Source organism: Mucilaginibacter sp. P4_D1, assembly GCF_056401935.1.
Genome location: NZ_JBFUIJ010000041.1, coordinates 16,719 through 41,172, shown reverse-complemented (window position 1 = coordinate 41,172; position 24,454 = coordinate 16,719). Strand labels below are relative to the sequence as shown.

At 42.6% G+C, this 24,454-nt stretch carries 17 protein-coding genes; 8 read left to right on the top strand and 9 right to left on the bottom strand.

The window, feature by feature from the left end; translation table 11 throughout:
* Positions 1-10: 10 nt before the first annotated feature.
* The 4 genes from hemF to AC1DV1_RS24960 form a co-directional block, all read right to left on the bottom strand.
* Entirely contained in the window at positions 11-925 is a 915-nt protein-coding gene (hemF, locus tag AC1DV1_RS24975) for an oxygen-dependent coproporphyrinogen oxidase (RefSeq protein WP_477365204.1), read from the bottom strand.
* A 129-nt stretch (positions 926-1,054) separates the two neighbouring features.
* The gene (locus AC1DV1_RS24970) at positions 1,055-2,287 is read right to left on the bottom strand and encodes an MFS transporter (protein WP_477365201.1); all 1,233 of its coding nucleotides are present in this window, start codon (positions 2,285-2,287) and stop codon (positions 1,055-1,057) included.
* Between the two features lie 112 nt (positions 2,288-2,399).
* The gene (locus AC1DV1_RS24965; protein ID WP_090650362.1) at positions 2,400-2,597 is read right to left on the bottom strand and encodes a cold-shock protein; all 198 of its coding nucleotides are present in this window, start codon (positions 2,595-2,597) and stop codon (positions 2,400-2,402) included.
* 140 nt (positions 2,598-2,737) lie between these two features.
* Complete coding sequence (locus AC1DV1_RS24960; protein WP_274213402.1) at positions 2,738-3,373, bottom strand: peroxiredoxin; 636 nt, start codon at positions 3,371-3,373, stop codon at positions 2,738-2,740.
* Between the two features lie 149 nt (positions 3,374-3,522).
* Between AC1DV1_RS24960 and AC1DV1_RS24955 the strand changes: the two genes are divergently transcribed.
* Positions 3,523-5,307, top strand: a complete 1,785-nt coding sequence (locus AC1DV1_RS24955; RefSeq protein WP_477365198.1) for a glycoside hydrolase family 15 protein — start codon at positions 3,523-3,525, stop codon at positions 5,305-5,307.
* A 133-nt stretch (positions 5,308-5,440) separates the two neighbouring features.
* On the opposite strand, the gene AC1DV1_RS24950 is transcribed toward AC1DV1_RS24955, so the two are convergent.
* The 5 genes from AC1DV1_RS24950 to AC1DV1_RS24930 all read right to left on the bottom strand — a co-directional run bounded on the left by AC1DV1_RS24950 (position 5,441) and on the right by AC1DV1_RS24930 (position 11,733).
* The gene (locus tag AC1DV1_RS24950) at positions 5,441-7,651 is read right to left on the bottom strand and encodes a bifunctional alpha,alpha-trehalose-phosphate synthase (UDP-forming)/trehalose-phosphatase (protein WP_477365195.1); all 2,211 of its coding nucleotides are present in this window, start codon (positions 7,649-7,651) and stop codon (positions 5,441-5,443) included.
* Positions 7,652-7,798: 147 nt separating this feature from the next.
* Positions 7,799-8,278 carry a hypothetical protein gene (locus tag AC1DV1_RS24945; RefSeq protein WP_090650348.1) on the bottom strand — a complete coding sequence of 160 codons (480 nt, stop codon included), beginning with the start codon at positions 8,276-8,278 and terminating at the stop codon, positions 7,799-7,801.
* Between the two features lie 631 nt (positions 8,279-8,909).
* Positions 8,910-9,389, bottom strand: a complete 480-nt coding sequence (locus tag AC1DV1_RS24940) for a hypothetical protein (protein WP_477365192.1) — start codon at positions 9,387-9,389, stop codon at positions 8,910-8,912.
* Between the two features lie 227 nt (positions 9,390-9,616).
* Positions 9,617-10,426, bottom strand: coding sequence for a glucose 1-dehydrogenase (locus tag AC1DV1_RS24935; protein ID WP_477365189.1), 810 nt, complete (start codon positions 10,424-10,426; stop codon positions 9,617-9,619).
* A gap of 134 nt (positions 10,427-10,560) precedes the next feature.
* The gene (locus AC1DV1_RS24930; RefSeq protein WP_477365186.1) at positions 10,561-11,733 is read right to left on the bottom strand and encodes an MFS transporter; all 1,173 of its coding nucleotides are present in this window, start codon (positions 11,731-11,733) and stop codon (positions 10,561-10,563) included.
* Between the two features lie 209 nt (positions 11,734-11,942).
* On the opposite strand from AC1DV1_RS24930, the gene AC1DV1_RS24925 reads away from it, so the two are divergent.
* The 7 genes from AC1DV1_RS24925 (at position 11,943) to AC1DV1_RS24895 (ending at position 24,441) form a co-directional block, all read left to right on the top strand.
* Entirely contained in the window at positions 11,943-13,097 is a 1,155-nt protein-coding gene (locus tag AC1DV1_RS24925) for a putative sensor domain DACNV-containing protein (protein WP_147060335.1), read from the top strand.
* Between the two features lie 117 nt (positions 13,098-13,214).
* A complete protein-coding gene (locus tag AC1DV1_RS24920; RefSeq protein WP_477365183.1) occupies positions 13,215-15,800 on the top strand; it encodes a DUF3857 domain-containing protein in 2,586 nt (861 codons plus the stop codon).
* A gap of 248 nt (positions 15,801-16,048) precedes the next feature.
* A complete protein-coding gene (locus tag AC1DV1_RS24915) occupies positions 16,049-17,272 on the top strand; it encodes a Pycsar system effector family protein (RefSeq protein WP_477365180.1) in 1,224 nt (407 codons plus the stop codon).
* 38 nt (positions 17,273-17,310) lie between these two features.
* Entirely contained in the window at positions 17,311-19,350 is a 2,040-nt protein-coding gene (gene ppk1 / locus AC1DV1_RS24910) for a polyphosphate kinase 1 (RefSeq protein WP_477365177.1), read from the top strand.
* Between the two features lie 4 nt (positions 19,351-19,354).
* Entirely contained in the window at positions 19,355-20,215 is an 861-nt protein-coding gene (locus AC1DV1_RS24905; protein ID WP_477365174.1) for an SdiA-regulated domain-containing protein, read from the top strand.
* A gap of 4 nt (positions 20,216-20,219) precedes the next feature.
* Positions 20,220-20,846: a phosphatase PAP2 family protein gene (locus tag AC1DV1_RS24900; RefSeq protein WP_477365171.1), complete on the top strand. Its 627-nt coding sequence runs from the start codon at positions 20,220-20,222 to the stop codon at positions 20,844-20,846.
* Positions 20,839-24,441: a BamA/TamA family outer membrane protein gene (locus AC1DV1_RS24895; protein WP_477365167.1), complete on the top strand. Its 3,603-nt coding sequence runs from the start codon at positions 20,839-20,841 to the stop codon at positions 24,439-24,441. Before AC1DV1_RS24900 ends, AC1DV1_RS24895 begins: the two co-directional genes overlap by 8 nt.
* The last annotated feature ends 13 nt before the right edge of the window (positions 24,442-24,454 follow it).

The window sequence follows — 24,454 nt, the reverse complement described above, 5'->3', positions numbered from 1 at the left end:
GGTAATGATATTACGCCCAGTTAATTCCTTTTTTTAATAAAGATAGTGTTTTTTCTTCCTCGCTGCCCGGCGTTGCCTGGTAGTTATACACCCACTTAGCGGTTGGTGGCAGGCTCATCAATATAGATTCAATACGCCCGTTGGTTTCCAGGCCAAATTTGGTCCCGGCATCATAAACCAGGTTAAACTCGGTATAGCGGCTGCGGCGTTGGTATTGCCACAATTGCTCTTCTTCGGTAAATGGTTTATTGCGGTTACGGTTTACCAATTCGGTATAAGTTGGTATAAAAGAAAGCCCTAAAGCTTTCGAAAAATCAAAAATATTTTCCCATGATAATTCATCATTGGCGGTCAGCCTGTCATAAAAAACGCCACCTACACCCCTGGTTTCGTTCCGGTGTTTGATGTAAAAATAGTCATCGGCCCAAAGTTTAAACCGGTGGTAAAAATCATGATAATAGTTATCACAAACGTTTTTTAAGCTGGTATGAAAAAATTTAGCATCCTCCTCAATAACATAGTGCGGCGTAAGATCGATGCCGCCACCAAACCACCTTATGGGTTTATCTGCACCACCGATAGTAGATGGCATTTCAAAATACCGGATATTCATATGGATGATAGGCACCATTGGATGATTTGGATGAATTACGATGGAAACACCAGTCGCAAAAAAATCATCAGATTCTACCTGTAAAGCTCTTTTCATGCTATCGGGTAGCTGGCCATGCACGGCCGAAAAGTTTACACCCCCTTTTTCAAAAACATCGCCATTTTGGATAACACGCGTGCGGCCACCGCCGCCGCCTTCCCGCTCCCATTTTTCTTCTTCAAATTTAGCCTGGCCATCTGTCAGTTCAAGTGCCGCACATATCTCGTCCTGTATCTGTTGGTAGTCTGCAGCTATTTGTTCTTTGCTAATCATTAGTGCAAATGTAATTTAATTTGAGAATCTAAATAACTGCGATTTGATTTGAGAATTTGAAGATGAAAAAAGGGACAATGGTCCTCCAATTTTCAAATCTTCAAATTCTCAAATTAGCTCATATTCAAATTAACTTATCTCCACGTAATCCAAATCTTTACCAAAGGTTTCTTTTAACTGACTTAATGACAGTAAGGCAATTAGGGTAAGTATGCCCATCATAATATAGCCGCTGGTTATCATGCCGTAGTGCACTTTAAAAGCATTAAAGGCAAGGGTTATAGGTATAAGCGCACCGCGAACGAAATTTGGAACCGTAGTAGTAACTGTCGAGCGGATGTTGGTTCCAAATTGTTCGGCTGCTATGGTCACAAAGGTTGCCCAATAACCAACTGAGCATCCCATAAAGAAACAGATCCAAACAAATTGCTGGTTTGATAAGCCGAATGCCCTTAAATAATACACAACACAGCCTACTGATACTAATAAAAATACAGCCATGGTAAGCTTTCTTGATTTTGTTACCTGGGCAAGCAAGCCGGCAAAAATATCGCCGACAGAAATACCAATGTAGGTGTATAATACGCCTGTGCCTGCACTTAAGGTATCTTTTGCATGCAAAGCCACACCAAATTCTGGGCTGAAAGTTACCAGGATACCCACTACGTACCACAGCGGTGCCCCTATTAAAATGCAAAAAAGATATTTTTTAAACCTGTGCCAACTGGTGAAAAGAATGAACATATTCCCTTTAGACACCTCGCTTCGCTCCACGCTTTTAAACATGCCCGATTCAAAGGTGCCTATCCGAAGTAACAACAACAGGATGCCCAAACCGCCGCCTACAAAATAAGCCCGTTGCCATCCATATTTAGCTACGTTTACGGCAGCCACCGCTCCAAAAAGTCCAATAACCGCCACGATCATGGTTCCATAACCGCGCTTTTCTTTACTTAATGTCTCGGATACCAGGGTAATACCTGCACCAAGTTCGCCGGCAAGGCCAATCCCTGCAATAAAACGGATAATAGCGTAAGTATTTACATCTGTTACCAAACCATTGGCAAAATTGGCTATGGAGTATAGCAAAATGGAGCCAAATAAAACTTTGATGCGACCTAATTTATCACCTATTATTCCCCATAAAATCCCGCCCAGCAAAAGGCCGAACATTTGAACATTAATAATGAATTGTCCTTTAGCCAAAAGTTCGGCCGCCGGCACGCCAATATCCTTAAGACTTTGCACCCTTACTATCGAGAAAATTAAAAGATCGTAGATATCAACAAAATAGCCAAGCGATGCTACAAGTACAAGGAAAATCATGTTCCTGGTTGCCTTGGCGGCGGTAGAGTCAGTCATAGTTGTATATAATTGGGTGGCTAAAGTAGCAGAATTATGGATATAATTTCAAAAAAAAGCACAAAAAAAACCCCTGTGTATGCAGAGGTCCCTTATCAAGAACTTTGGTTAATTATGCTTTTTTAACATTTACTGCCTGTAATCCTTTTCTGCCTTCTTCCACTTCGTAAGTAACGCTATCATTATCTTTAATGGCATTTACGCCGCCTTGCACATCCTTAAAGTGTACAAAAAGATCTTTACCGTCTTCGGTAACAATAAAGCCATAACCTTTTTGTGTGTTAAACCATTTTACTTTTCCAGTTTTCATAATTATAATTATCGTATTAAAAAATTGTTGTGAGATTAAAAACTAAAGCCAAACTGAAAATAAAATGGTTTTAATGTTCAGACGGAATAGATAACCCTATCTTTTTCAAATATATAAAATAATTAATAAACCAAATAAAATTATTTATTTGGTTGCGGAGTAGTGCGTAAGTAGGGCTTTATGAGTGTAAAACCCTTTGGAAATTTGGCCGGGATGTCTTCTGTCTTGGTTGCAGGTACCACAACAACGTCTTCTCCGTCTTTCCAATCGGCAGGGGTAGCTACACCGTAATTGGCCGTTAACTGCAACGAATCAATAACCCTTAAAATTTCCTGGAAATTACGCCCTGTTGAGGCAGGATAGGTAATAATTAACTTAACAGCTTTGTCGGGCCCGATAATAAACAATGAACGCACTGTTGCATTTACCGATGCATTTGGATGGATCATATCATAAGCTTCAGAAATTTTACGGTCTTCATCAGCAATAATCGGGAAGTTTACCTCCACTCCCTGCGTTTCGTTAATATCATTTATCCACCCTGTATGTGATTCAACCGAATCAACACTAAGGGCTAAAACCTTAACATTGCGCTTAGCAAATTCATCTTTTAACGCGGCTGTTTTACCAAGTTCGGTAGTACAAACCGGTGTATAATCGCCTGGATGCGAGAATAATACTCCCCAGCTATCGCCAAGATATTCGTAAAAATCTATTTCTCCTGCCGAGGTTTTTGCTTGAAAATTTGGGGCTTTGTCGCCTAATCGTAAACTCATGACTATTTAAATTTTAGTAGAATAAAGTCTACTAAGTTAATATACATTAATTGACAAATCCAAATTAATCAGAAATTATACCGCTTTTTACGCCAACATTACACAGGGTATGTTGTTGAACAATTGAACCAAGCTAAAAACTAACATTAATGGCACGACATACCTACGATACCGGGATAATTGGAAACTGCGCTTTTTTGGCGCACATACACAAAAACACAAATATAGAGTGGCTTTGCTGGCCGCGATTTGACAGCACTTTTATTTTTGGTGGTTTACTGGACAAGAAAAAAGGCGGCGAGTTTTCAATATTACCTGAAGGTGAATACACATCGCATCAATACTACCTTGAAAATACCAACGTTTTGATTACCGAAATAAGCCCGGCCACCGGAGGCATGTACCGGGTAACCGACTTTGCCCCTCGTTTTTACCAGCATCAGCGCTATTATAAACCATTGATGCTGTTCAGGAAAATTGAAGCCATCGAAGGATCGCCGAGGGTTAAAGTAAAATGTGAGCCTGTGTCTGAATACGGCGCTGTTAAACTTAGGGTTAACCGCGGCAGTAATCATATTCAATACCTTGGTGGCGAAGAAAACATCAGGCTAACCACCAACATACCTATCAGCTATGTTTTTGATGAACAGCCATTTGTGCTCAACGAAATCAAATACCTGGCGCTCACCTACGGCGAACCATTGGAAGCACCACTGATTACAACAGCCGAACGCTTTTTATCGGAAACTATCCAGTACTGGCGCACCTGGATTAAACACTCCTCTATCGCCACTTATTTTCAACCTTATGTCATCCGGTCCGGGCTGGCTTTGAAAATACACCAGTTTGAGGACACAGGAGCCATTATTGCGGCCAGCACTACCAGTTTGCCAGAATCGCCGGGAAGTGGCCGTAATTGGGATTATAGGTACTGCTGGCTGCGCGATACGTACTATGTGATAACCGCGCTTAACCACATTGGCCATTTTGAAGAAATGGAGCGATACTTTAGCTATGTTACCGATATATCTTTTTCTACAGAGGAGCGCTACCAGCCACTGTATAGCATTACCGGAAAAAAAGACCTGGTAGAAAATGTTTTAACCGATTTGGAAGGCTACCTGGGTAACCAGCCGGTACGCGTTGGCAACCAGGCATCTGAACATATTCAGAATGATATTTACGGGCAGGTAATGATTTCTATGTTACCGCTTTATACCGATCATCGCTTTGTATTCTCTGAAAGAAAAGACTCGGTGCGATGGATAGAATTTTTGCTGAAGAAGATTGAATTTACGATTGACGAGAAAGATGCCGGCATCTGGGAGTTCAGGAATATGGCTAATATCCACTGTTACAGTAACCTGTTTCAATGGGCAGGAGCTTCCGCTGCCGAAAAAATGGCGCGCACGATTGATAATCAGGAACTGATTGACAAGGCTGTATCTTTAAAAGAACGCGCAGCTGCACATATTGAAAGCTGTTATGATCCCGTAAGGAAAGTATACACCAACTCGGCGGGCAGTGCAAACCTGGATGCCAGCACCTTGCAGCTTATCATGATGAATTACCTCGATCCAACATCGCAGCGGGCAAAGGATCATTTAATTGCACTTGAAAATGAGCTAAAGGCATCTAATGGTTTATTTTACAGATATTTATATAAAGATGATTTTGGCAAACCTAAAACCACTTTCCTTATCTGTGCATTCTGGTATGTTGAAGCACTGGCCAGTGTTGGCCGTATTGATGATGCCCAGCGCGAGTTTGGCAACCTGCTCAAATATTCTAATCACCTGCTGCTTTTCAGTGAGGATGTGGACGAAAATGACGGCAGCCAGTGGGGTAATTTTCCGCAGGCCTACAGTCACGTGGGGTTAATGAATGCGGCTTACAGGATAGCGATGAAATTGGATAGGCCAATCTTCCTTTAATATAATAACACGATTTAAGGATTTTGCAGGATTGACAGGATTTTTTTTTACGCCTGGTAAAATTCGTCATTAACGAAGTTTTACCAGGCATTTGAAATCTAAAACCTGCACATTTGAAATCCGCACATCTGCATCAGTCCTGCAAAATCCTGGTGTCATGTCCAACATGTTTAGTAAAGCTTGTGAGTAATTTTCTTACTTCCTGTGGATTGCGCAGATAAAATTTGGCGGCCGATATATTACTACCCACTTTAATGGTTATGGCACTTTCTGGCAGGGCTTTAAAAATATCCTCGTCAGTATAATCGTCGCCAAAGGCTATTACAAAGTCATAATCTTTACCCTCTGTCAGGGTTAAAGCCGCTTTGCCTTTGTTGATATCCATATTCTTCACTTCCAGTACCTTATCCCCTGCCAATAGCTGTAAACCTTTATCGCTGGCCAGGTACTTCAGGTTATTCATCAGCTCCCCTGCCCTTAGCTCTCCCAGGCCGGCCTGGGCTTTGCGGTAATGCCACACCAGCGAGTATGTTTTCTCTTCGATGAACGATCCTGGCGTGCGGTCTACGTAGGTTTCCAGCAAAGGGTATATATCGTGTTTCCATTGGTCAGACAGGCCGGCAATTCTGTGCCATGTGGTACCCGGTTGTTTAAACCAGGAGCCGTGCTCGGCTATCAGGTACATATCGGTATGCTGAAACCATTCGTCAAGATTTTCATGTTTTCGCCCACTGATGAGCACCACCTGGTTGGCAGGATCCTCAGTTAGTTTTTGAATGATGTTATAAAGCTCTTTATCGGGGCTGGCCTGCTCAATGACTGATCTGAACCCAACCAGCGTACCGTCGTAATCTAAAAAGATGATGCGCTTTTTGGTTTTACTATAACGGTTAATGATGGATTGCTCGGTGGTGTTACTCACGTGCCTGGTTTGCAATGAACGCTGCATAAGTTTTACCTCCTTAAGCCTGTCCATAAAAATTTTAACCCAATGCCTGATGTTAAATTTAGCCACCAGCTGGCGCATGGGAATCATGCGCTTTTTTTGCTCATCAAGGGGCATATTAATTGCCTGTAATATGGCCCTGCATACCTCGCCGGTATTATTGGGGTTTACAATTATCGCGTCTATCAATTCTTTAGATGCGCCAGCCATCTCGCTCATAATCAGCACGCCGTCATTATTTATGCGACTGGCTATATATTCTTTGCTCACCAAATTCATCCCATCGCGCATTGGCGTAACCAGGCAAACATCCGCTGTGGTATATAAAGCCGAAAGCGTTTCGAGGGGGAACGACCTGTAGTAATAGTGGATAGGACTCCAGTCCATGGTGCGGTAAATGGAATTGATATTCCCCACCTTTTTATCAATCTCATCGCGCAGGTGTGCATACTGTGGCACGGTGTCTCGCGATGGTACCACGATCATGTAAAGGGCTATATTTTCAATACACTCGGGGCACAATTGCAGCAATAATTCAAATGCCGCAAGCCGTTGTAATATACCTTTGCTGTAATCAAGCCTGTCAACAGACAGTATGAGTTTACCATCCTTAAAGTTATTCTTGATCAGTTCTACCTGGTGTTTTACATCGTCCTGCAGCGGTAACGATGCATATTTTTGCTCGTCAATCCCCATGGGAAACGATTCGACTACGATGGACCGCTCGCCGGTCGCGATGATATTTGCGGACGATGTTACCGGCAAAATACGGGTGGTAGCTCCTAAAAAGTGCCTTACATCATCAAAGGTATGCAAGCCAATCAGGTCGGCCCCGAGCATTCCTTCCAATAATTCCGATCGCCAGGGGATCAATCTAAACATCTCATGCGATGGGAAAGGGATATGCAGGAAAAATCCGATAGAAACATCGGGGATTTCGTGCCTAACCAATCCCGGCAGCAGCAGCAATTGGTAGTCATGTATCCAAATAACATCGCCGGGTTCGGCAATAGTGAGTATTACATCCCTGAATTTTTTATTTACCGCCTGGTAATAATCCCAGTTTGACTGTTTATAGGTGGCATAGGTAGATGCATAGTAGTGAAAAACGGGCCATAAAACCTCGTTCGAGAAACCCTCATAATATTGATTAATCTCCTCCTGGTCAAGAAAAACCGGTACCAGGCTCAGTTCTTTCAACTGTTTTGTTACTGTATCTTTATCCTGCTGTTCTGTAATTTCAACACCGGGCCACCCTATCCATACGTTATCACCCTGCTTGTAAATTGAACCTAAGCCGGTTGCTAAACCTCCCTCGCTTGACGACAAATTGTAGTCACCCTCAGTTTTAGAGATTTTTACAGGTAACCGGTTAGAAACAATAATAGTCTTTGGCATAATAATTATAAAATATATTAACTAATACTTTATAAAGGCTTAAACAGCCAAGTTGTTTGATAAAATATAATTATTGCGATTATGATAAAATAAAAAAGCCACCCCAATAATTGGGATGGCTTATATAAGGGTATTTTTTTTGGCGAATTATTTCACTTGTTGAAAGAACTCAAGGTTTGCTTGTTGAGTTATCCTTACAAGTACTTCGTGTTTGTCGTTTTTCAGGTCAACAAAGTATGAAGTAGCATCAATGTTTGAATTAATATCGGTATTAGCCTGGTAAACAATCACTTCGTTTACGTCGTAACCAGCGTAATCTTTGCTGATTTGTTTCATTGTTTTAGCGGGGATGGCTTTAGCGTCAACGCGTTGAGTTACACCAAGGTACTCGCCGTTAAGGTTGTAAAAAGCAGTTTTCCTTACGCCATCAACAGTAAATGTTGCTTTCTGGGTATTTTTAGTTACAGTCCAGTTCACATCTTTTGCATCAGCAAAGTCAACGGTGAAACCATGTAACGCTATGTATGATACGTTAGTACCTCCATCATTCTTTTTACCGCCATCGGCAGCAAATACATTAACACTTAATAAAGCGGCAATTGCGGTTGTTAAAAATATCTTTTTCATGTTGTTTTAAATCTTAAATCCACAACAAAAATAGACTAATATTATAAATTTGGCAACTTTAATTTAATTTTTATGAATATTTGATAATTATAGTGGATTTAAAGTATAAAATTTAATTTTTGGCAATGCACTTAGTGTATATTTTACAATATCTTAAAGAATTGAAAGACTAATAAATCGGTTTAGCTAAATCCAAATGCAGTAAACAGCTAAACTGGGTGCTATATATTTGCTAATATCATTAACTCGGGCGAGCAAATACTACCATTCACCTGAGTTAGTATTTCCAGAAAGACTGAAGGGAAAAATGATATTGTAAAAAGGCTGTCATGGTGAGTGGTAAAATTAGGTGAAACTCTGAAGGAGGAATGCCATCGTAAAAAAGGGCTGTCATAGTGAGTTTGTCGAACCATAGCGGGCAAAGGCCTCTCCGCGCGCCCCTTCGACAGGCTCAGGGTGACAGGCCTGCGCACTTCAAAAATTCAACATGTCATGTGCGCTCTTAGAAATTAGAACACATCATGGGTGCGCCTTAATTTATTTGATCACAACCCTGCTAAATCCTTTTAAGCAAAAAAGCCACCCCGGATACCAGGATGGCTTGTGATAATAGTTGTGATTTTTTTTTAAATTACTTTACCTGTTGAAAAAACTCAAGGTTTGCTTGTTGGGTTATCCTTACAAGCACTTCGTGTTTGTCGTTTTTCAGATCAACAAAGTATGAAGTGGCATCGATGTTTGAATTTATTTCGGTGTTAGCCTGGTAAACAATTACTTCGCCAACTTCGTAACCAGCGTAATCTTTGTTGATTTGTTTCATTGTTTTAGCCGGGATAGCTTTAACGTCAACGCGTTGAGTTACACCAAGGTACTCGCCGCTAAGGTTGTAAAAAGCAGTTTTTCTTACGCCATCAACAGTGAACGATGCTTTTTGGCAATTTTTAGTGACTGTCCAGTTTACATCTGTTGCATCAGCAAAGTCAACAGTAAAACCATGTAATGCTACGTATGATACGTTTGCACCTCCGTCAGCTTTTTTACCGCCATCGGCAGCGAATACATTAACGCTTAATAAAGCGGCTATTGCAGTTGTAATAAATATCTTTTTCATGTTATGTTAAATTTTAAATCCACAACAAAAATAGGGTAATGTTGTAAATTTGGCAAATAAAATTTAATTTTTATGAATATTTGATAATAACAGTCAAATTGACGTATAAAATTTAATTTTTCGCAATTTACTTAGTGTACATATTACAATATCTTCAGCACAAAAATAGGTTAATATCGATTTAGCAAGGTGCTAAACCAATATATTTACGCTTAATTTACATGGAGTTAACCATTGTCGGCAAATCCGGGGTATAAAGTCATGCCCCCATCCATAAATATGGTGGTACCGGTTATATAATCGGCCTGGTCCGATGCCAGCCAGGCCGCCAGCTGCCCGATATCGCCAGGTTTGCCTATCCGGTTATAAGGTATCAGGGTTAATAATTTATCAAGGGCTTCGGGTGTATCCCAGGCCGATTGGTTGATGGGGGTTTGAATAGCGCCCGGCCCAATGCCAACAACCCTTATTTTATGAGGGGCAAGTTCCTGCGCTATACTCTTCATAAACATACTGATACCACCTTTACTGGCGGCATAGTTAACATGACCAGCCCAGGGAATTACTTCGTGTACACTGCTCATACAAATGATTTTACCGGCGGCCATGCTCCTATCTTCAACTACTCCCCTGCGTATAAATTCTTTGGAAGCCTCGCGCGAGCATAAAAACTGACCGGTAAGGTTGATACTGATCACCGTATTCCAATCAGCCAATGTCATATCTACAAATCTGGAATCTTTTTGCAGGCCTGCGTTGTTAACCAATATATCAATGGTGCCATAACGTGCAAACATTTGGGCAAACATGGCTTTTACCTCGTCTTCGTGGCTTACATCGGCCTGTACAGCGAAAGCATCGCCCCCAGAGGCGGTTATTTGGGCTACAACATCGTCGGCAGCCGCCTGGTTGTGCGCGTAATTGATTACTACTTTGGCACCGGCGGCGGCCAACGCCAGGGCAACGCCTTTACCTATGCCGCTATCGGCACCTGTTACCAGGGCCGACTGGTCTTTTAACGATGGAGTTTGATTCATGTTGAAAGTTTTGATTGTTCAATATAACCAATAAAATAGCGGGAATAATGTTTTAACAGGATTAACAGGATTTTTTGGACCGGTATTAAACAGTATAGCCGGTTTTCAAATTTATTCCCGATCACCTGAACGAATTATGCCAAAACTTCGTCTGCTTCCGCTTCTTCTTTAATGCGGGCAACCATCATGATGATGAGTGCGCCGAAGCCCGATACTATCCCAAATGCCCAGCGTAAACCGGCAGCCTGGGCTACAAAGCCAACAAAGGGCGGGATAATTAAAAAGCCAAGATAGCTTACGGTAGATATTGCCGCCAGTGCCTGCCCGCTTTTTAATGTTTTTGACCTGCCTGCCATACTGAATACCAGTGGCACTACACATGAGATACCTAAACCAACCATGGCATAGCCAATAAAAGCAGTATATATATAAGGTAAAAGCACGGCCATTAAAAAACCGAGTAAAATAAATACGCCGCTAAAGTTCAATACTTTTTTAATGCTGGTGGCAGCTACTATCCTATCGCCTGTAAAACGCCCAAGGGTCATAAAAAACATATAAACCACAAAGGCAGCTGTTGAGGTAGCTTTTGGAGCGTTCAGCGCTTTTTGAAAATAAATGCTGCACCAGTCATACATCGTATTCTCGCAGGCCATACAAGCAAAGGCAATGAGCGCGAATTTAAGCAGGTCTTTATCCGGGAATGTAAAAACGGTGGCGCTGCTTTGACCGTAGGGGGCTTGCTCCAGCGTACTGGGATAAAACCAAAGGGTAAGGATAAACAGCACAACACTTACACCAATGAGGTGATAGGTTGGCGCAACATTAAAATATACCATAACATAACCCACCGCTGCCCCGGCAAAACCTGCCAGGCTCCAGATGCCGTGAAAAGTAACCATAATAGGTTTATCGTACATGGCCTGCACCCCTACCGCCTGCGCGTTTACGGTTATGGCAATTACGTTACGCGTTGAGCCTATAAAAAACAACACCAGAATAAGCTCCCACATATAGGCAGTAAAACCAGGCAGGCAAAGCAACAAGGTAAATGCAGTTATCCCGAAAAACATAATACTGCGGCTACTGAAATGCCTGAGCATTTTGGAGGTGATGGGCATGGTAAGCATCAGACCAATTGGCAGGGCAAATAAAACCGCACCTAATTCTGCTTCGTTTAAATGTAACTGCTGTTGCAGTGAGGGGATGCGCGATGCCCAGGATGAGTACCCAAACCCCGAAATAAAGAAAAAGATACTGATGCCGGTACGTAGTTTAGCCCTGTTAGCAACACTGGTGTTATCCATTCGCCAAAAGTAAAAATAAATTATTTGCCTGCCAGCTGTTTACGTATACGGCTCAAAGTTTCTGCATAGATGACAAGGTATCCGGCGGTCATAATTATCCGCCAATTGCAATTTTGAGGCATTTGTTTGTGTTGGCGGCTTTTATGACCTATTTTTGGTAGACAATCTTTTTAACCGGCCATACCGGCAGGCATCATCTTAAAAACAGCATGGAATCAAGGACAATTACCTCTGAACCAACCTATAAAGCAGCCCGAAAAATTGCTCCGGCAATTGAACGGCATTTTAAGCATTTTCATTCATTAGCGGCAGATAACCCTGCCGAGCTTGGTCTTACGCCTGATATTCAAACCATTGAAACCCTTATAGATTTAGCTTTCTGGGCCAGTTTGCGCCGCGAAGAAGGCTATTCGCCAAAATTCACGCTTGCTTTTTTACCACCCGAAAGTGCAGGGCAACCTTTGTTATTTGGCCATAAAATTAAGCTGGCTCCAAACATACTTACCAAATTTGCTTCGGCAGTGCAGCAGCCGGGGATACATCTTGGCGTTTGTTTAGAGGATGGTGAACTGTATGTTTGGGGAACAACCCTTGCCATACCTGCCTATTGTTTTGTTTTAGAAGTAATTGAACCAGGTCTGCTGGTAATAAAACATCGCCGGGTTGATGGTTTTGGCAAGTTTGTAAATATTGCCATTTTAAAAGGCGACGAAATAAAGGTGGTCGACGAGAACGGATCTACCCTGTCTGACTGCCCCAACATACTAACCTCGATGCTTGATTTTACCCTACCATCGTCGTGGAACGATCCGGTGAATGTGCTGGTGCAACTGGCGGCATCTATGCAGGCTCATAAACGTGGCGGTATTTTACTGGTGGTCCCATCGGGCAGCGATGACTGGCTGGAGTCTATCATCCAGCCTATCTCCTACCCTGTTTCGCCGGCGTTTTCGGGTCTTACCGATTTGATGATACACCAGGGGATTGAAAAGTATCATACGCCCTGGCAGGAAAAATTGCGCCGCGCTGTTGACACCATCGGAGGTTTAACATCAATAGATGGCGCTACTGTAATTAACGATAAACATGAATTGCTGGCCTTTGGGGCCAAAATAGGCCGTTCGTCAAAAAGCACCCGTGTAGAAGAGATTGTAGTAACCGAGCCTGTTGTTGGCTGCTCCACCAGGGTGATCCATCCGGCTCAAAATGGCGGTACCAGGCATTTATCGGCAGCTCAGTTTGTGTTCGATCAAAAAGACGCCATAGCATTGGTGGCTTCGCAGGATGGCAGGTTTACGGTTTTTGCATGGTCGCCGGTGGTAAATATGGTGCATGCACACCAGATAGATATCTTGTTGCTGTAAACTGCTAATCAAAATGTAAAGCGTATACACAGTAGTTGTGGTACTGGAGTTGGCGCAAGCTAAATATTTAATAAATAATCATTAATCCGGCTTCTTTTTTTTATTTTCATAGCCGGTATGCAAAATTGCTTTAAACTATACTTTAGCCTTATTACTGGTGTTTTACTGTTGTTTGTTAATAACCAGTGCGTTATGGCGGCAGGTACGCCCGCGGTACATGTAACACCCAGGCCCGGCTGGCTAAGTGTTTGCAAACCTTACAACCAAAGGCCGTCCGCGCGTACTATAGAAAAAGGATATTTTTTCGCGCTGATAGAACAGCAGATACATGTTGAGCTGAAGGCCGATTATCACCACGTAATTAAAGAGATAGTATCTGAAACCGGCATTCAAAATGCATCGCAAATAAACGTTAGTTTCGATCCAAGCTTCCAGCGTCTTGATTTTCATGAAATAACCGTTTGGCGCAACAATAAGCCTGTTAATCGCTTAAATGTAGCTGGCTTTAAGGTAATTGCCGACGAGCAGGATCTATCCAACTTTATTTACCAGGGCAGCTACTCGGCATTGTTAATTCTTGATGATATCCGCAAAGGCGACAGGATTGAATATTCCTACACCCTCACCGGCCGCAACCCCATTTTTAACGGCCGTTTTTGCGATGATATATCTTTTCAATGGTATCAGCCCATAGCGCATCAATATACCGTGCTCATAGCATCGGCACAACGGAAATTAAACTTTAAGGCCATCAATACCATACCCAAAGTGGCTGTTACTCAAAGTACCGGCTTAAAGCGATACGAATATGAGGCTTTCCAGGTACCACCTGCCCGTGATGACGATAACCAGCCTGCCTGGTACGAAAGCAGGCCCCGTGTACAGATCAGTGAATTTGAGGGCTGGGCAGGTGTAGTTAACTGGGCGCTTGGCATTAATCCGGCAGCAATCAATATCAAAGGCGAACTGGCGCAGCGCATAGCCGAAATAAAGGTCAAAACAGGCAACGACGAGGTAAAATATTTCCGCGAGGCCGTTAAAACCGTACAAAACGAGGTGCGGTATATGGGCATCGAAATGGGACAATACTCGCACAAAGCCAATAATCCCGAAAAAGTATTTAAACAACGCTACGGCGATTGTAAAGATAAATCGTTGTTACTGGTATCGATGCTGAAGGCCGACGGGATAGATGCGTCGATGGTACTGGTGAATTCGAGTGTTCGGGCGCATATCGAAGATTATCTGCCAACTTACTATGCATTTGACCATGCTGTGGTTACTGCTAACGTACAGGGCAAGCAGGTTTGGGTTGATGCCACCATTGACTACCAGGGCGGCACTGGTACAGATATTTATTTCCCTAATTACGGTAAAGGGTTAGTGTTAAAAGCAGGTAATTCTTCGCTTACTACCATACCTCAATCCAAACCGGGTAAAGTAATCTTTAACGATTTATATACGGTAAAAAACGATCGTGCACCAGTACTGTTCACCGTAAAAACTACTTATACATTAAACGAAGCTGATGATATCCGTAGCCGTCTTGCCTCATCAGGCATGGCCGAAACGGAGAAAAGCTACCTGGATTATTATGCAAAAACGTATACCAAAATCGAACAAAAAGACTCGATTACCGTGGTCGACGATCTGGATAAAAACGTACTTACCACCACGGAAACCTATACGATAAAAGATTTTTTCAGGGTAGATACCGAGACTAATAAAAAGTCGGCCGATTTATATGCCAACTACATTTCGCAGCAGTTGCCATCTTTAAACGGGAGAATAAAGACGCCTGTATCATTAAATTACCCGCTTGATTATGACTACACTATAAACGTTATATTAAAAGGCGGCTGGGATATTACCGACAGAACCAATGCGATTACAAGGGATTATTATAAATTTTCGTCCGATTATACCTCATCGGGCGATACCTTACAGCTTAACTACAAACTTGCTTACTTAAAGGATTATGTGCCTGTAGATAAGCTGGACGAATTTAAAGGAGATATCAAAAAGCTTAACAGCGACGGCCTGAGCTACAGTTTTAGTTACGGAGCAACCAGCGAACCTGGATCAAACATCAACAACCCGATGGTTATTTTTGCCGGCTTTTTGGTAGTTGGCCTGATGTTTTTAGGTGTATGGTTTTACCAGCGCGAAACGCCTGCCATTGTTTTTAGTTACGGCTCAACCTTTATACCTATTGGTGGTTGGCTCATATTGATAGCCATTGGCCTTGGGGCAACAGTCCTTAGCGTTGCCTGGAATCTTTACAACGGCAATTTTTTTGATATGGCTACCTGGAATTCGTATACCGCCAGTAAATACGGCTTCAACCACAAACTTTTATTGGTTGTTGGGGCCGGCGGCAATATTATACTCATGATGCTGGCTGTTTTTTCCCTTATCCTCTTATTAAATAAGCGCGATATATTCCCTAAAGTTATTACCGGCTATTTTTTATATGCCTTAGGATTTGGCGCTGTTTTTTACACCATTTCGTTAACCGTGCATAATGATAAAGTTGTTTCGCAGTCGCTGTCCTTTTTATTAAGGGCATGTGTTGTTTCTGCTATCTGGATCCCGTATTTCAAAAGGTCTACCCGGGTTGAAGATACTTTTATTGTGCCATATCCGCCATACAATTATAGCTACGAAGGTCCCGATTCACAATATCCGACAGCTAAAGACTAAATTATATTACAACTTAGCAACGTAATACCGTGATTTAGCGATATATCAAAACTTTAGGACAGGGGATTTTAATTAAGTGTTTGAAAATTAGATATTTAATTAACGGCATAGGTTTAGCAAAGAAGTTTAGGTTGTAATTCAGTTTAGCCCTCATCAATTAATTATCAGTAATAAATTAGCTTATAACATTAAATCAACAGCAAATAGGGATTTTTAGAATAAATTTGATTAAATAATTACACAGGCCAATGAAATTTCAACAGTTATTAGAAGACGTAAAAAAATATGTGATATCTTATTTTGATGCCTACCAGGACCCCAATTTAATTTATCACGACCTTCAGCATACCAAAGATGTTGTAGCCGCTGCTACAAAAATTGCCAACCACTACCAGCTTAGCGATGAAGATTTTTTTGTTGTGGTAGCTGCCTCGTGGTTTCATGATACAGGGTATTTTACCGACAAAGCCGAACACGAAGCAAAGAGCATCAGCATAGCCGGGCACGAGCTTAAACAGCTAAAAGTAGCCGATACGGTAATTGAAAAAGTAAAGGGCTGTATTATGGCTACCGAAATGCCACAGAAACCCGTTGGTTTGTTACAGGAAATTATATGCGATGCCGATCTTTTTCATTTAGGAACAGATGATTTTAATGAGCGCAGTAAACTGGTGCGTAAAGAAATTGAAAAGGTAAAAAACATTGTACTCGATAAAGACGAGTGGCGTCAAAAGAGTATCGAACTATTGCAATCGCACCAGTATTTTACTGATTACTGCCGCCTGCTGCTTGGCGATCAGCAGCAAAAAAACCTGGATAAGCTGATAGGCAAACAGGCGCTGGTAAAGGACAAAACGCCTGTAATAGCCCTGGCCGAAGAAGGTGTTGTGGCTGACACAGAAGAAGATAAAGCTGATACCGAAAAGCATGGCAAAAAGCATAAAACGGATAAACCTGAACGCGGTATCGAGACCATGTTTCGCATTAGCTCAAGCAATCACCAGCGATTGAGCGATATGGCCGATAATAAGGCCCATATCATGATCACGGTGAACTCCATCATTTTATCGGCCATTATTAGTTTGGTGCTGCGCAAAATTGATGAGCACTCTAACCTGCTGGTGCCAACCTTTATGCTGCTTGGGGTAAGTTTGCTCACCATTACTTTTTCGATACTAGCAACCCGGCCATCGATACCTAATGGGGTATTTACACATGAGGATATCGAGAATAAAACCGTTAACCTTTTATTTTTTGGTAATTTTTACCGCATGTCCCTCGAGAAATACAGCGAGGGAATGGTTAAAATGATGGACGACAGCGACTTCCTGTACGGCAGCCTCATCCGCGATAATTATTCGCAAGGTGTGGTGCTGGGAAAAAAATACCGGTTGTTGCGGGCATCATACAATGTATTCATGTTCGGCCTTATCATTTCCGTTGTGGCGTTCATTATTTCAACACTGATCTAAAGCGGTAAGTACCAAATCGCTACAAAATATATCTACCTATGGATCATTACTCATTTTTTGACAGGGATTTAAGCTGGCTGCTTTTCAATGAACGGATTTTGATGGAGGCCGGAAAAGAAACCTTGCCATTGATGGAAAGGGTAAATTTTCTCTCGATATTTTCGTCCAATTTAGACGAGTTTTACCGGGTGCGGATGCCTGTACTACTCGCCCTGCATAACCTGGCCAAACACGGCAACAGCGAAAAAGAGGATGTATTGCTGGAAGCCCAGGAACTGATAGGCCATCAGCAACAAAAATTCGGACAGGTTTTTACCGCTGAGATTATCCCTTTACTAAAAGCCCAAAAAATTACCTTGCTTTTTAACCAACCGATACCCAATGAAATTGCGGATAAGGTAAGTGACTATTTTTACAGCCAGGTTATGGCTTTTTTGCAACCGATAGACCTGGCTGATACCAAAAAGAATTTTTTCCCCGAAAATAACCGGTTGTACTTTTTGGTAAGCCTGCAAGCTGAAAACAAAACCGAGCGCAATGTAATCCTTAACATTCCATCAAACCAGCTGCCCCGGTTTTACAGCGTTAATACAGATGATGGGCAATACATTGTTTTTTTGGATGATATAATCAGGCATAACCTGGATAAATTATTCAAAAACGAGGTGCTTACAGGTTGTTACAGCATTAAAATAACCCGCGATGCCGAACTTGACCTGGATGATGAGTACCAGGGCGACTTATCTGAACAGGTTGAAAAACAATTGCTAAAACGCGACCTGGGTATTGCCACCCGCTTTTTGCACCAGCCTGGCGTGCCCTTACGCACCCTGCATTTTATAACCGATAAATTTAACCTGCAAAGTTCAAGCGTGGTGGAAGGTGGCATGTACCACAACCTTAAAGACTTATCGGGCCTGCCGGTTAATAATCCATCGTTACGTTACACACGCTGGGCTCCTTTGGTGGGCTACCATGTGAGCGATGCAGGATCGTTGTTTGACCATATTGAAACGCGGGATTATATTTTTCATACGCCCTATCAATCGTACAATACAATTCTTCGTTTTTTTAATGAAGCTGCTACCGATATTTCGGTTAGGGAAATCTCTGTTACCCTTTATAGGGTGGCCAGCGATTCGCGCATTGTAAATGCTTTAATAAGCGCGGCTAACAATGGCAAAAAGGTGCGCGTTATGGTCGAGCTAAAAGCCCGGTTTGATGAGGCCAACAACATTAAATGGGCAAAAAAAATGAAAGCCGCCGGTGTGGATATTATTTACAGCAATACCGCATTAAAGGTACACGCAAAAATTGCTTTGGTAAAAAGACAGGTTGATGGCCGCGACAAATATTCGGGACTGCTTGCTACCGGCAATTTTAACGAAAGCACGGCCGCATTTTATACCGATCATATCATGATGACAGCCAATTCGTTGTTACTGCGGGAAATGGAATTATTGTTCATGTTTTTGGCAAAGGGTAAAAAATCGGCAGATGGATACCCTATTGATTTTAACCACCTGCTGGTAGCCCAGTTTAATTTGCAGGACCGCTTTTTGGCGTTGATTGACCAGGAAATTACCAACGCCAAACAAGGGCTGCCGGCATCCATCACTATCAAATTAAACAACCTGGAAGAGCGTACGCTAATAGCCAAACTTTATGAAGCCTCAAACGCGGGAGTAAAAATATCGCTGATAGTACGCAGCATTTGCTGCCTGATACCCGGTGTGCAAGGAATGAGCGAAAACATCACGATAAGGCGCATTGTAGACCGCAACCTGGAACATGGCCGGATTTTCATCTTCCACAATAACGGCGACAAAAAGGTTTTTCTTGGCTCGGCCGATTGGATGAACCGGAATATTTACAGGCGGGTTGAGGTTTGTTTCCCGGTTTATGATGACCATATAAAAGCGGAAGTTTTGCAGTTGATAAACCTTCAGCTTAATGATAACGTACAGGCCGTTAGGCTTAACAATGAGTTGCAAAACATCAATATACAGCCGGTACCACCTTTAGTGCAATCGCAAAAGGCAATTTATGAATTTTTAAAATCGAAGCTTAATGATTAAGGATATGCGCAACACATTGATGGGTGTTATTGTAGCAGGTATGTTGCTAAGCATCTCCTGTGCCAACAAAACAGGCACACAAGGCTACGATAGCCCCACTGGATACAACCTCAATAAACCTATCAAATATTATATGCCCGATGGCCTGCTTGAAGTATCTGGTATAGCCTTTAACAACGGCAAACGCGATTCGGTTTATGCCGAACAGGACGAAGACGGGAACATTTATTACATGAAACTGGGCGATAAGCAGGTTGGCTATAGCAAATTTGGTAAAAAGGGCGATTATGAAGATATCGCTATTTGCCATAACCAGGTAATTATGCTGCGTAGCGATGGGGTACTGTTTACGTTCCCGTTTAGGCAGGTACGGAATAAGGAAATTCCGGATGTGCAAAAGTTAGAAGGGTTATTACCCGATGGCGAATATGAAGGGATGCATGCCGATGAAAAAAACGGGCTGATATATCTATTATGTAAGCATTGCACCGACGACAATACCACCAAAAGCAGCAGCGGCTATATTTTGGCCTTACAGGCCGATGGCACACTTAAGCAAAGCGGGAGTTTTAGCGTAGATGTAAAAGCTATTGAAAAGATAACCGATAAAAAGAAGATCAATTTCCATCCATCAGCATTAACTCAAAACAGCAAAACCAACGAATGGTATATTTTATCATCAGTTAATAAAATGCTGGTGGTTGCCGATAGCAATTGGAAGGTAAAAGCGATTTACAGTTTAGACCCTGCCATTTTTAACCAGCCCGAAGGGATTGCATTTGACAATCAATACAATCTTTATATCTCAAACGAAGGCAGTAAGACAAGCGCAGGCAATATTTTAAAATTTAGTTATACCAAATAAACTGATGACCAAGGGAAAAAAACTACTGTTTGTATTATCTACATTAATTAACCTAATAGGTTTTCAGTTCTGCTACGCTCAAAATGCAGATATCGATATTTTAAAAAGTGTCAATCCACAAAACCCAACGTCTGGCTATTGGCGTACCACCAGTACATCGGCCTACTACGTAGCGGGTGCGGCTTCTTTCGGTACGTTGATATATGGACTGGCAAGCGGCAATCAAACCGCAAAACAAAATGGTTTAGAGGCCGTGATTAATTTGGGCGCTACCGAATTGTTTACTTACGTTGTTAAAATGAGCGTAAACCGCACGCGGCCTGCAGATAGATACCCCAATGATGTATTTGTGACTTCGCCCACGCACGGGCAATCATTTCCGTCGGGCCATAGCAGTCTTGCCTTTGCTACAGCAGCTACCATATCCATACAATATCATAAGTGGTATGTAACCGTGCCTGCATATTTGTGGGCTTCGTCTGTCGGATATTCGCGCCTGTACCTGGGGAAGCATTATCCATCTGATGTGCTTGCAGGTGCCGCCGTGGGTATCGGCACTGCATATGCGGGCCATTGGCTTAACCAAAAACTATTTAAAAAGCATACTGTAATTCATGAAGGGCATGATTAAAAAATTACTTCTGCTATTGATAATACTGGCGGCCGGCTTCAATTTACTGGCCCAGGATTTGGTAAAATACCGGGTGATACTTATAGGCGATGCAGGCGAAATGGACATACAGCAAAGCGCCGTTTTGAAGCACGCTGCAGCCAACATCATCAAAAACAAAACGATTGTGATGTACCTTGGCGATAATATTTACCCCAGGGGAATGGGCTTGTCCGGCAGCCCCGAAGAGAAGCAAACCCAGCAGATACTTCAATCACAATACCAGCCTATGCGGGCCAATGGCGCACCCGTTTATTTTTTACCCGGCAACCACGATTGGGATAAAATGGGGCCGCAGGGCCTGGCCAAAATAAAAAGGGAATGGGCATTTTTAGAAGAGCAGCAGGATAGCCTGTTAAAAATGGTGCCTGCCAACGGCTGCCCGGACCCGGTTGAAATAAACCTGGGGGATAACCTGACAGTTATAGCTTTTGACAGCGAATGGTGGCTATACCAGTACAGCAAAGCCAATGATGCCGCCGAGTGCGATTGTAAAACCAAAGAGGACATTATTGACAAATTTGAACAAATCCTGAGCCGGAACCGCAACAAGGTTATCCTGCTGTCATCGCACCATCCGTTTCAAAGTTATGGCACTCATGGCGGCTATTTTTCGCTAAAGGATCACATTTTCCCGCTGACGGCTGTAAACAGCAACCTGCTTATTCCGTTGCCTGTGTTAGGTTCGCTGTATCCCTTTTTGCGATCGTCATTTCCAAACCCCGAGGACCTAAACCACCCTTTATATAAGGACATGATGAAACGGATTGATGGCGTATTTAAAGACTTCCCCAATGTAATCCACGTGGCGGGGCATGAGCATGGTCTGCAGTTTATAAAAGACGATCAGCTACAGGTGGTAAGCGGCGCAGGCGCCAAGCATACCTATGCAATAAAGGGCAAAAACTCCCTGTTTGCTGATGCTACCCAGGGCTATGTAATAGCCGATATTCTCGCTGATAACAGCATGCGGTTTACTTACTATATTGATGGTGAAAGCGGGGTAAAACAAGCGTTTGTTTACACCCAGCCTTACACGCCGGTTAAACCATCAGTAGCAAACCAGCTGAAAGTAATTACTGCCGATAGCCTGGTGATAAAAGTGCATCCATCATATGATAGCGTAGGTAAATTCCATCGTTTATTCTTTGGCGAAAACTATCGTAAGGAATGGGCCGCTGATACCAAACTGCCGGTTATCAATATCGCCACTTTTCAGGGAGGACTAACGCCCGAGAAACTGGGTGGTGGTTTTCAAACACACTCGTTGCGTTTAATTGACAAAACCGGCAAGGAATGGGTTATCCGCAGCGTTGAAAAAAGTCCGGAAAAATTATTACCTCCCGAGTTCCAGGAAACGTTTGCACGGGATTGGGTAAACGATGCCATGAGTGCCCAGCACCCGTTTTCCGCATTGATAGTGCCCCCGCTGGCCGATGCCGTGCATGTGCCGCATACCAACCCGCAAATCGGTGTAATGTCGCCTGATGAAAAGCTGGGCAAGTTTAACAAAGTATTTGATAACAAAGCAGTGCTTATTGAAGAGCGGGAGCCTACCGGCAAATCAGATAATTCGCTCAAAATGGTGACCACCATGTTAAAGGATAACGATAACAGGATAGATGCCGAAACATTTTTACGCGGCCGCCTGCTTGATTTATTGATTGGCGATTGGGACCGCCGGGGCGACCAATGGCGCTGGCAAGGCACTAAAACCGACAAAGGTATTTATTATACCGGCGTACCCCGCGACCGCGACCAGGCACTTTACACCAACCAGGGCATTATTCCATACATCGCATCAAGGGAATGGGCAGAACCCGACCTGCAAGGCTTTGGCGGGAAAATTAAAAGTATATACTACTCGTTATGGAGCAGCATGTTTGCCGATTTGTTTCCGGGGATGAAATACAATCACGAAGATTGGACGCGCATTGTTAATGAATTTGTGGCTGCCGAAACTGACGATGTTTTAGAAGTCGGCTTGCGCCGGTTACCAGCATCTGCCTATAAATTAAGGCATGATGTGTTATTGAAACAACTAAAGGAACGCCGGGCAAATATCCCGGCCGCTATGGAGGAGTTTTATAAGATCAGCAATAAAATTGTCGAGATCCATACGTCTAAAAAAAATGAGCTCTTTAACATTAAAGATATCCCTGGTGATGGATTAAATATAACCATCAACAAAATCAGCAGTGGCGGTAAAGTGCGGGATACGTTGATGAACATCAATTTTATGCCCGATATTACCAAAGAGATCAGGATTTACCTGGGTGCCGGGGCCGATAAAGTTGTTTTAAATAACGCCACATCGCCCATAAAGCTCCGGTTTGTTGATAGTGTTGATGCAAAGGATTATAACATTGTACGTTCAAAAAACAAAGTGCAGATTTATGACCCCGGTACGCTGAAATTAACAGGTGATAGTACCAGGGTGCGCAAGTATTTCTCGGCCGATAGCGCCAATATTTCGTACATGGCCGTAAATCTGTCAAACGTTACCATGCCTATGGCCAATATCGAGATAAACCCCGATGAAGGTTTTTTATTGGGACTTGGTTTTAAGTATACACACCAGGATAGTTTTCGTAAATTCCCGTATAACGATGTACAGCAGGTGTTTTTGAGCCACTCATTTTCAACAAAAGCTTTCAGGGCCAGTTACAGCGGGGAGTGGATAAAAGCTATTGGCAACGCTAACCTGTTATTGCAATTCCAGGCCAATTCGCCGGAGAATATTAACTTTTTTGGCCGGGGTAACGAAACAGTATTTGATAAAACCGGGAATTACAAAAAGTTTTACCGGACCCGGTTCACTACCGTTCAGTTCGATCCTGCCCTAACCTGGCATAGCGCTGGGGGCACCACGGTAACCATTGGGCCATCACTGCAGTATTATAATTTAAATGCTGCTGACAATACAGGTCGTTTAATTACAAACCCGTTACTCACCAATAGTACAGATAGTTATACATTTGATCAGCGAAAACTTTTTGCCGGCGCAATTTTTAACTTTACCAACGATTTGCGTAACAATAAGGTGCTACCTGCCTGGGGAAGCTATGTAAATGTTAAATTGCAGGGGTACACGGGATTAAATAGTAATTCAAACTCGTTCATACAACTGATACCGCAGGCGGCATTATATAAAAGCTTAAATACCAACGGTACTATTGTGCTGGCCGAACGAATAGGCGGAGGCGTTACCATTGGTAAAACTGCCTTTTATCAATCGTTATTTTTAGGCGGGCAGGATAACTTGTTAGGTTACAGGCTTTACCGCTTTGCCGGTCAATATAGTTTTTATAACAATTTGGAACTGCGCTTAAAATTGTTTGATTTTGCAAGTTATATTGTACCCGGGCAGGCTGGTTTAGTGGGTTTTTATGACATTGGCCGCGTTTGGGAAAATGGCGAACATTCTGATAAATGGCACAATGGCACCGGCGCCGGCCTATATATTGCCCCTGCCAAATTAGCGGTTATAAAAATTGTGGCCGGACATTCTGAAGAAGGTTGGTATCCTTATTTATCAACGGCCTTCAGGTTTTAAACTAAGGTAATTT

What these genes read in the sequence shown, in the direction of transcription:
- AC1DV1_RS24900 (WP_477365171.1), top strand. Translation starts at nt 20,220, where the DNA reads ATGACCAAGGGAAAAAAACTACTGTTTGTATTATCTACATTAATTAAC.
- AC1DV1_RS24925 (WP_147060335.1), top strand. Translation starts at nt 11,943, where the DNA reads ATGGAATCAAGGACAATTACCTCTGAACCAACCTATAAAGCAGCCCGA.
- ppk1 (WP_477365177.1), top strand. Translation starts at nt 17,311, where the DNA reads ATGGATCATTACTCATTTTTTGACAGGGATTTAAGCTGGCTGCTTTTC.
- AC1DV1_RS24955 (WP_477365198.1), top strand. Translation starts at nt 3,523, where the DNA reads ATGGCACGACATACCTACGATACCGGGATAATTGGAAACTGCGCTTTT.
- AC1DV1_RS24940 (WP_477365192.1), bottom strand. Translation starts at nt 9,389, where the DNA reads ATGAAAAAGATATTTATTACAACTGCAATAGCCGCTTTATTAAGCGTT.
- AC1DV1_RS24965 (WP_090650362.1), bottom strand. Translation starts at nt 2,597, where the DNA reads ATGAAAACTGGAAAAGTAAAATGGTTTAACACACAAAAAGGTTATGGC.
- hemF (WP_477365204.1), bottom strand. Translation starts at nt 925, where the DNA reads ATGATTAGCAAAGAACAAATAGCTGCAGACTACCAACAGATACAGGAC.
- AC1DV1_RS24920 (WP_477365183.1), top strand. Translation starts at nt 13,215, where the DNA reads ATGCAAAATTGCTTTAAACTATACTTTAGCCTTATTACTGGTGTTTTA.
- AC1DV1_RS24945 (WP_090650348.1), bottom strand. Translation starts at nt 8,278, where the DNA reads ATGAAAAAGATATTTTTAACAACCGCAATTGCCGCTTTATTAAGTGTT.
- AC1DV1_RS24935 (WP_477365189.1), bottom strand. Translation starts at nt 10,426, where the DNA reads ATGAATCAAACTCCATCGTTAAAAGACCAGTCGGCCCTGGTAACAGGT.
- AC1DV1_RS24905 (WP_477365174.1), top strand. Translation starts at nt 19,355, where the DNA reads ATGCGCAACACATTGATGGGTGTTATTGTAGCAGGTATGTTGCTAAGC.
- AC1DV1_RS24930 (WP_477365186.1), bottom strand. Translation starts at nt 11,733, where the DNA reads ATGGATAACACCAGTGTTGCTAACAGGGCTAAACTACGTACCGGCATC.
- AC1DV1_RS24915 (WP_477365180.1), top strand. Translation starts at nt 16,049, where the DNA reads ATGAAATTTCAACAGTTATTAGAAGACGTAAAAAAATATGTGATATCT.
- AC1DV1_RS24950 (WP_477365195.1), bottom strand. Translation starts at nt 7,651, where the DNA reads ATGCCAAAGACTATTATTGTTTCTAACCGGTTACCTGTAAAAATCTCT.
- AC1DV1_RS24960 (WP_274213402.1), bottom strand. Translation starts at nt 3,373, where the DNA reads ATGAGTTTACGATTAGGCGACAAAGCCCCAAATTTTCAAGCAAAAACC.
- AC1DV1_RS24895 (WP_477365167.1), top strand. Translation starts at nt 20,839, where the DNA reads ATGATTAAAAAATTACTTCTGCTATTGATAATACTGGCGGCCGGCTTC.
- AC1DV1_RS24970 (WP_477365201.1), bottom strand. Translation starts at nt 2,287, where the DNA reads ATGACTGACTCTACCGCCGCCAAGGCAACCAGGAACATGATTTTCCTT.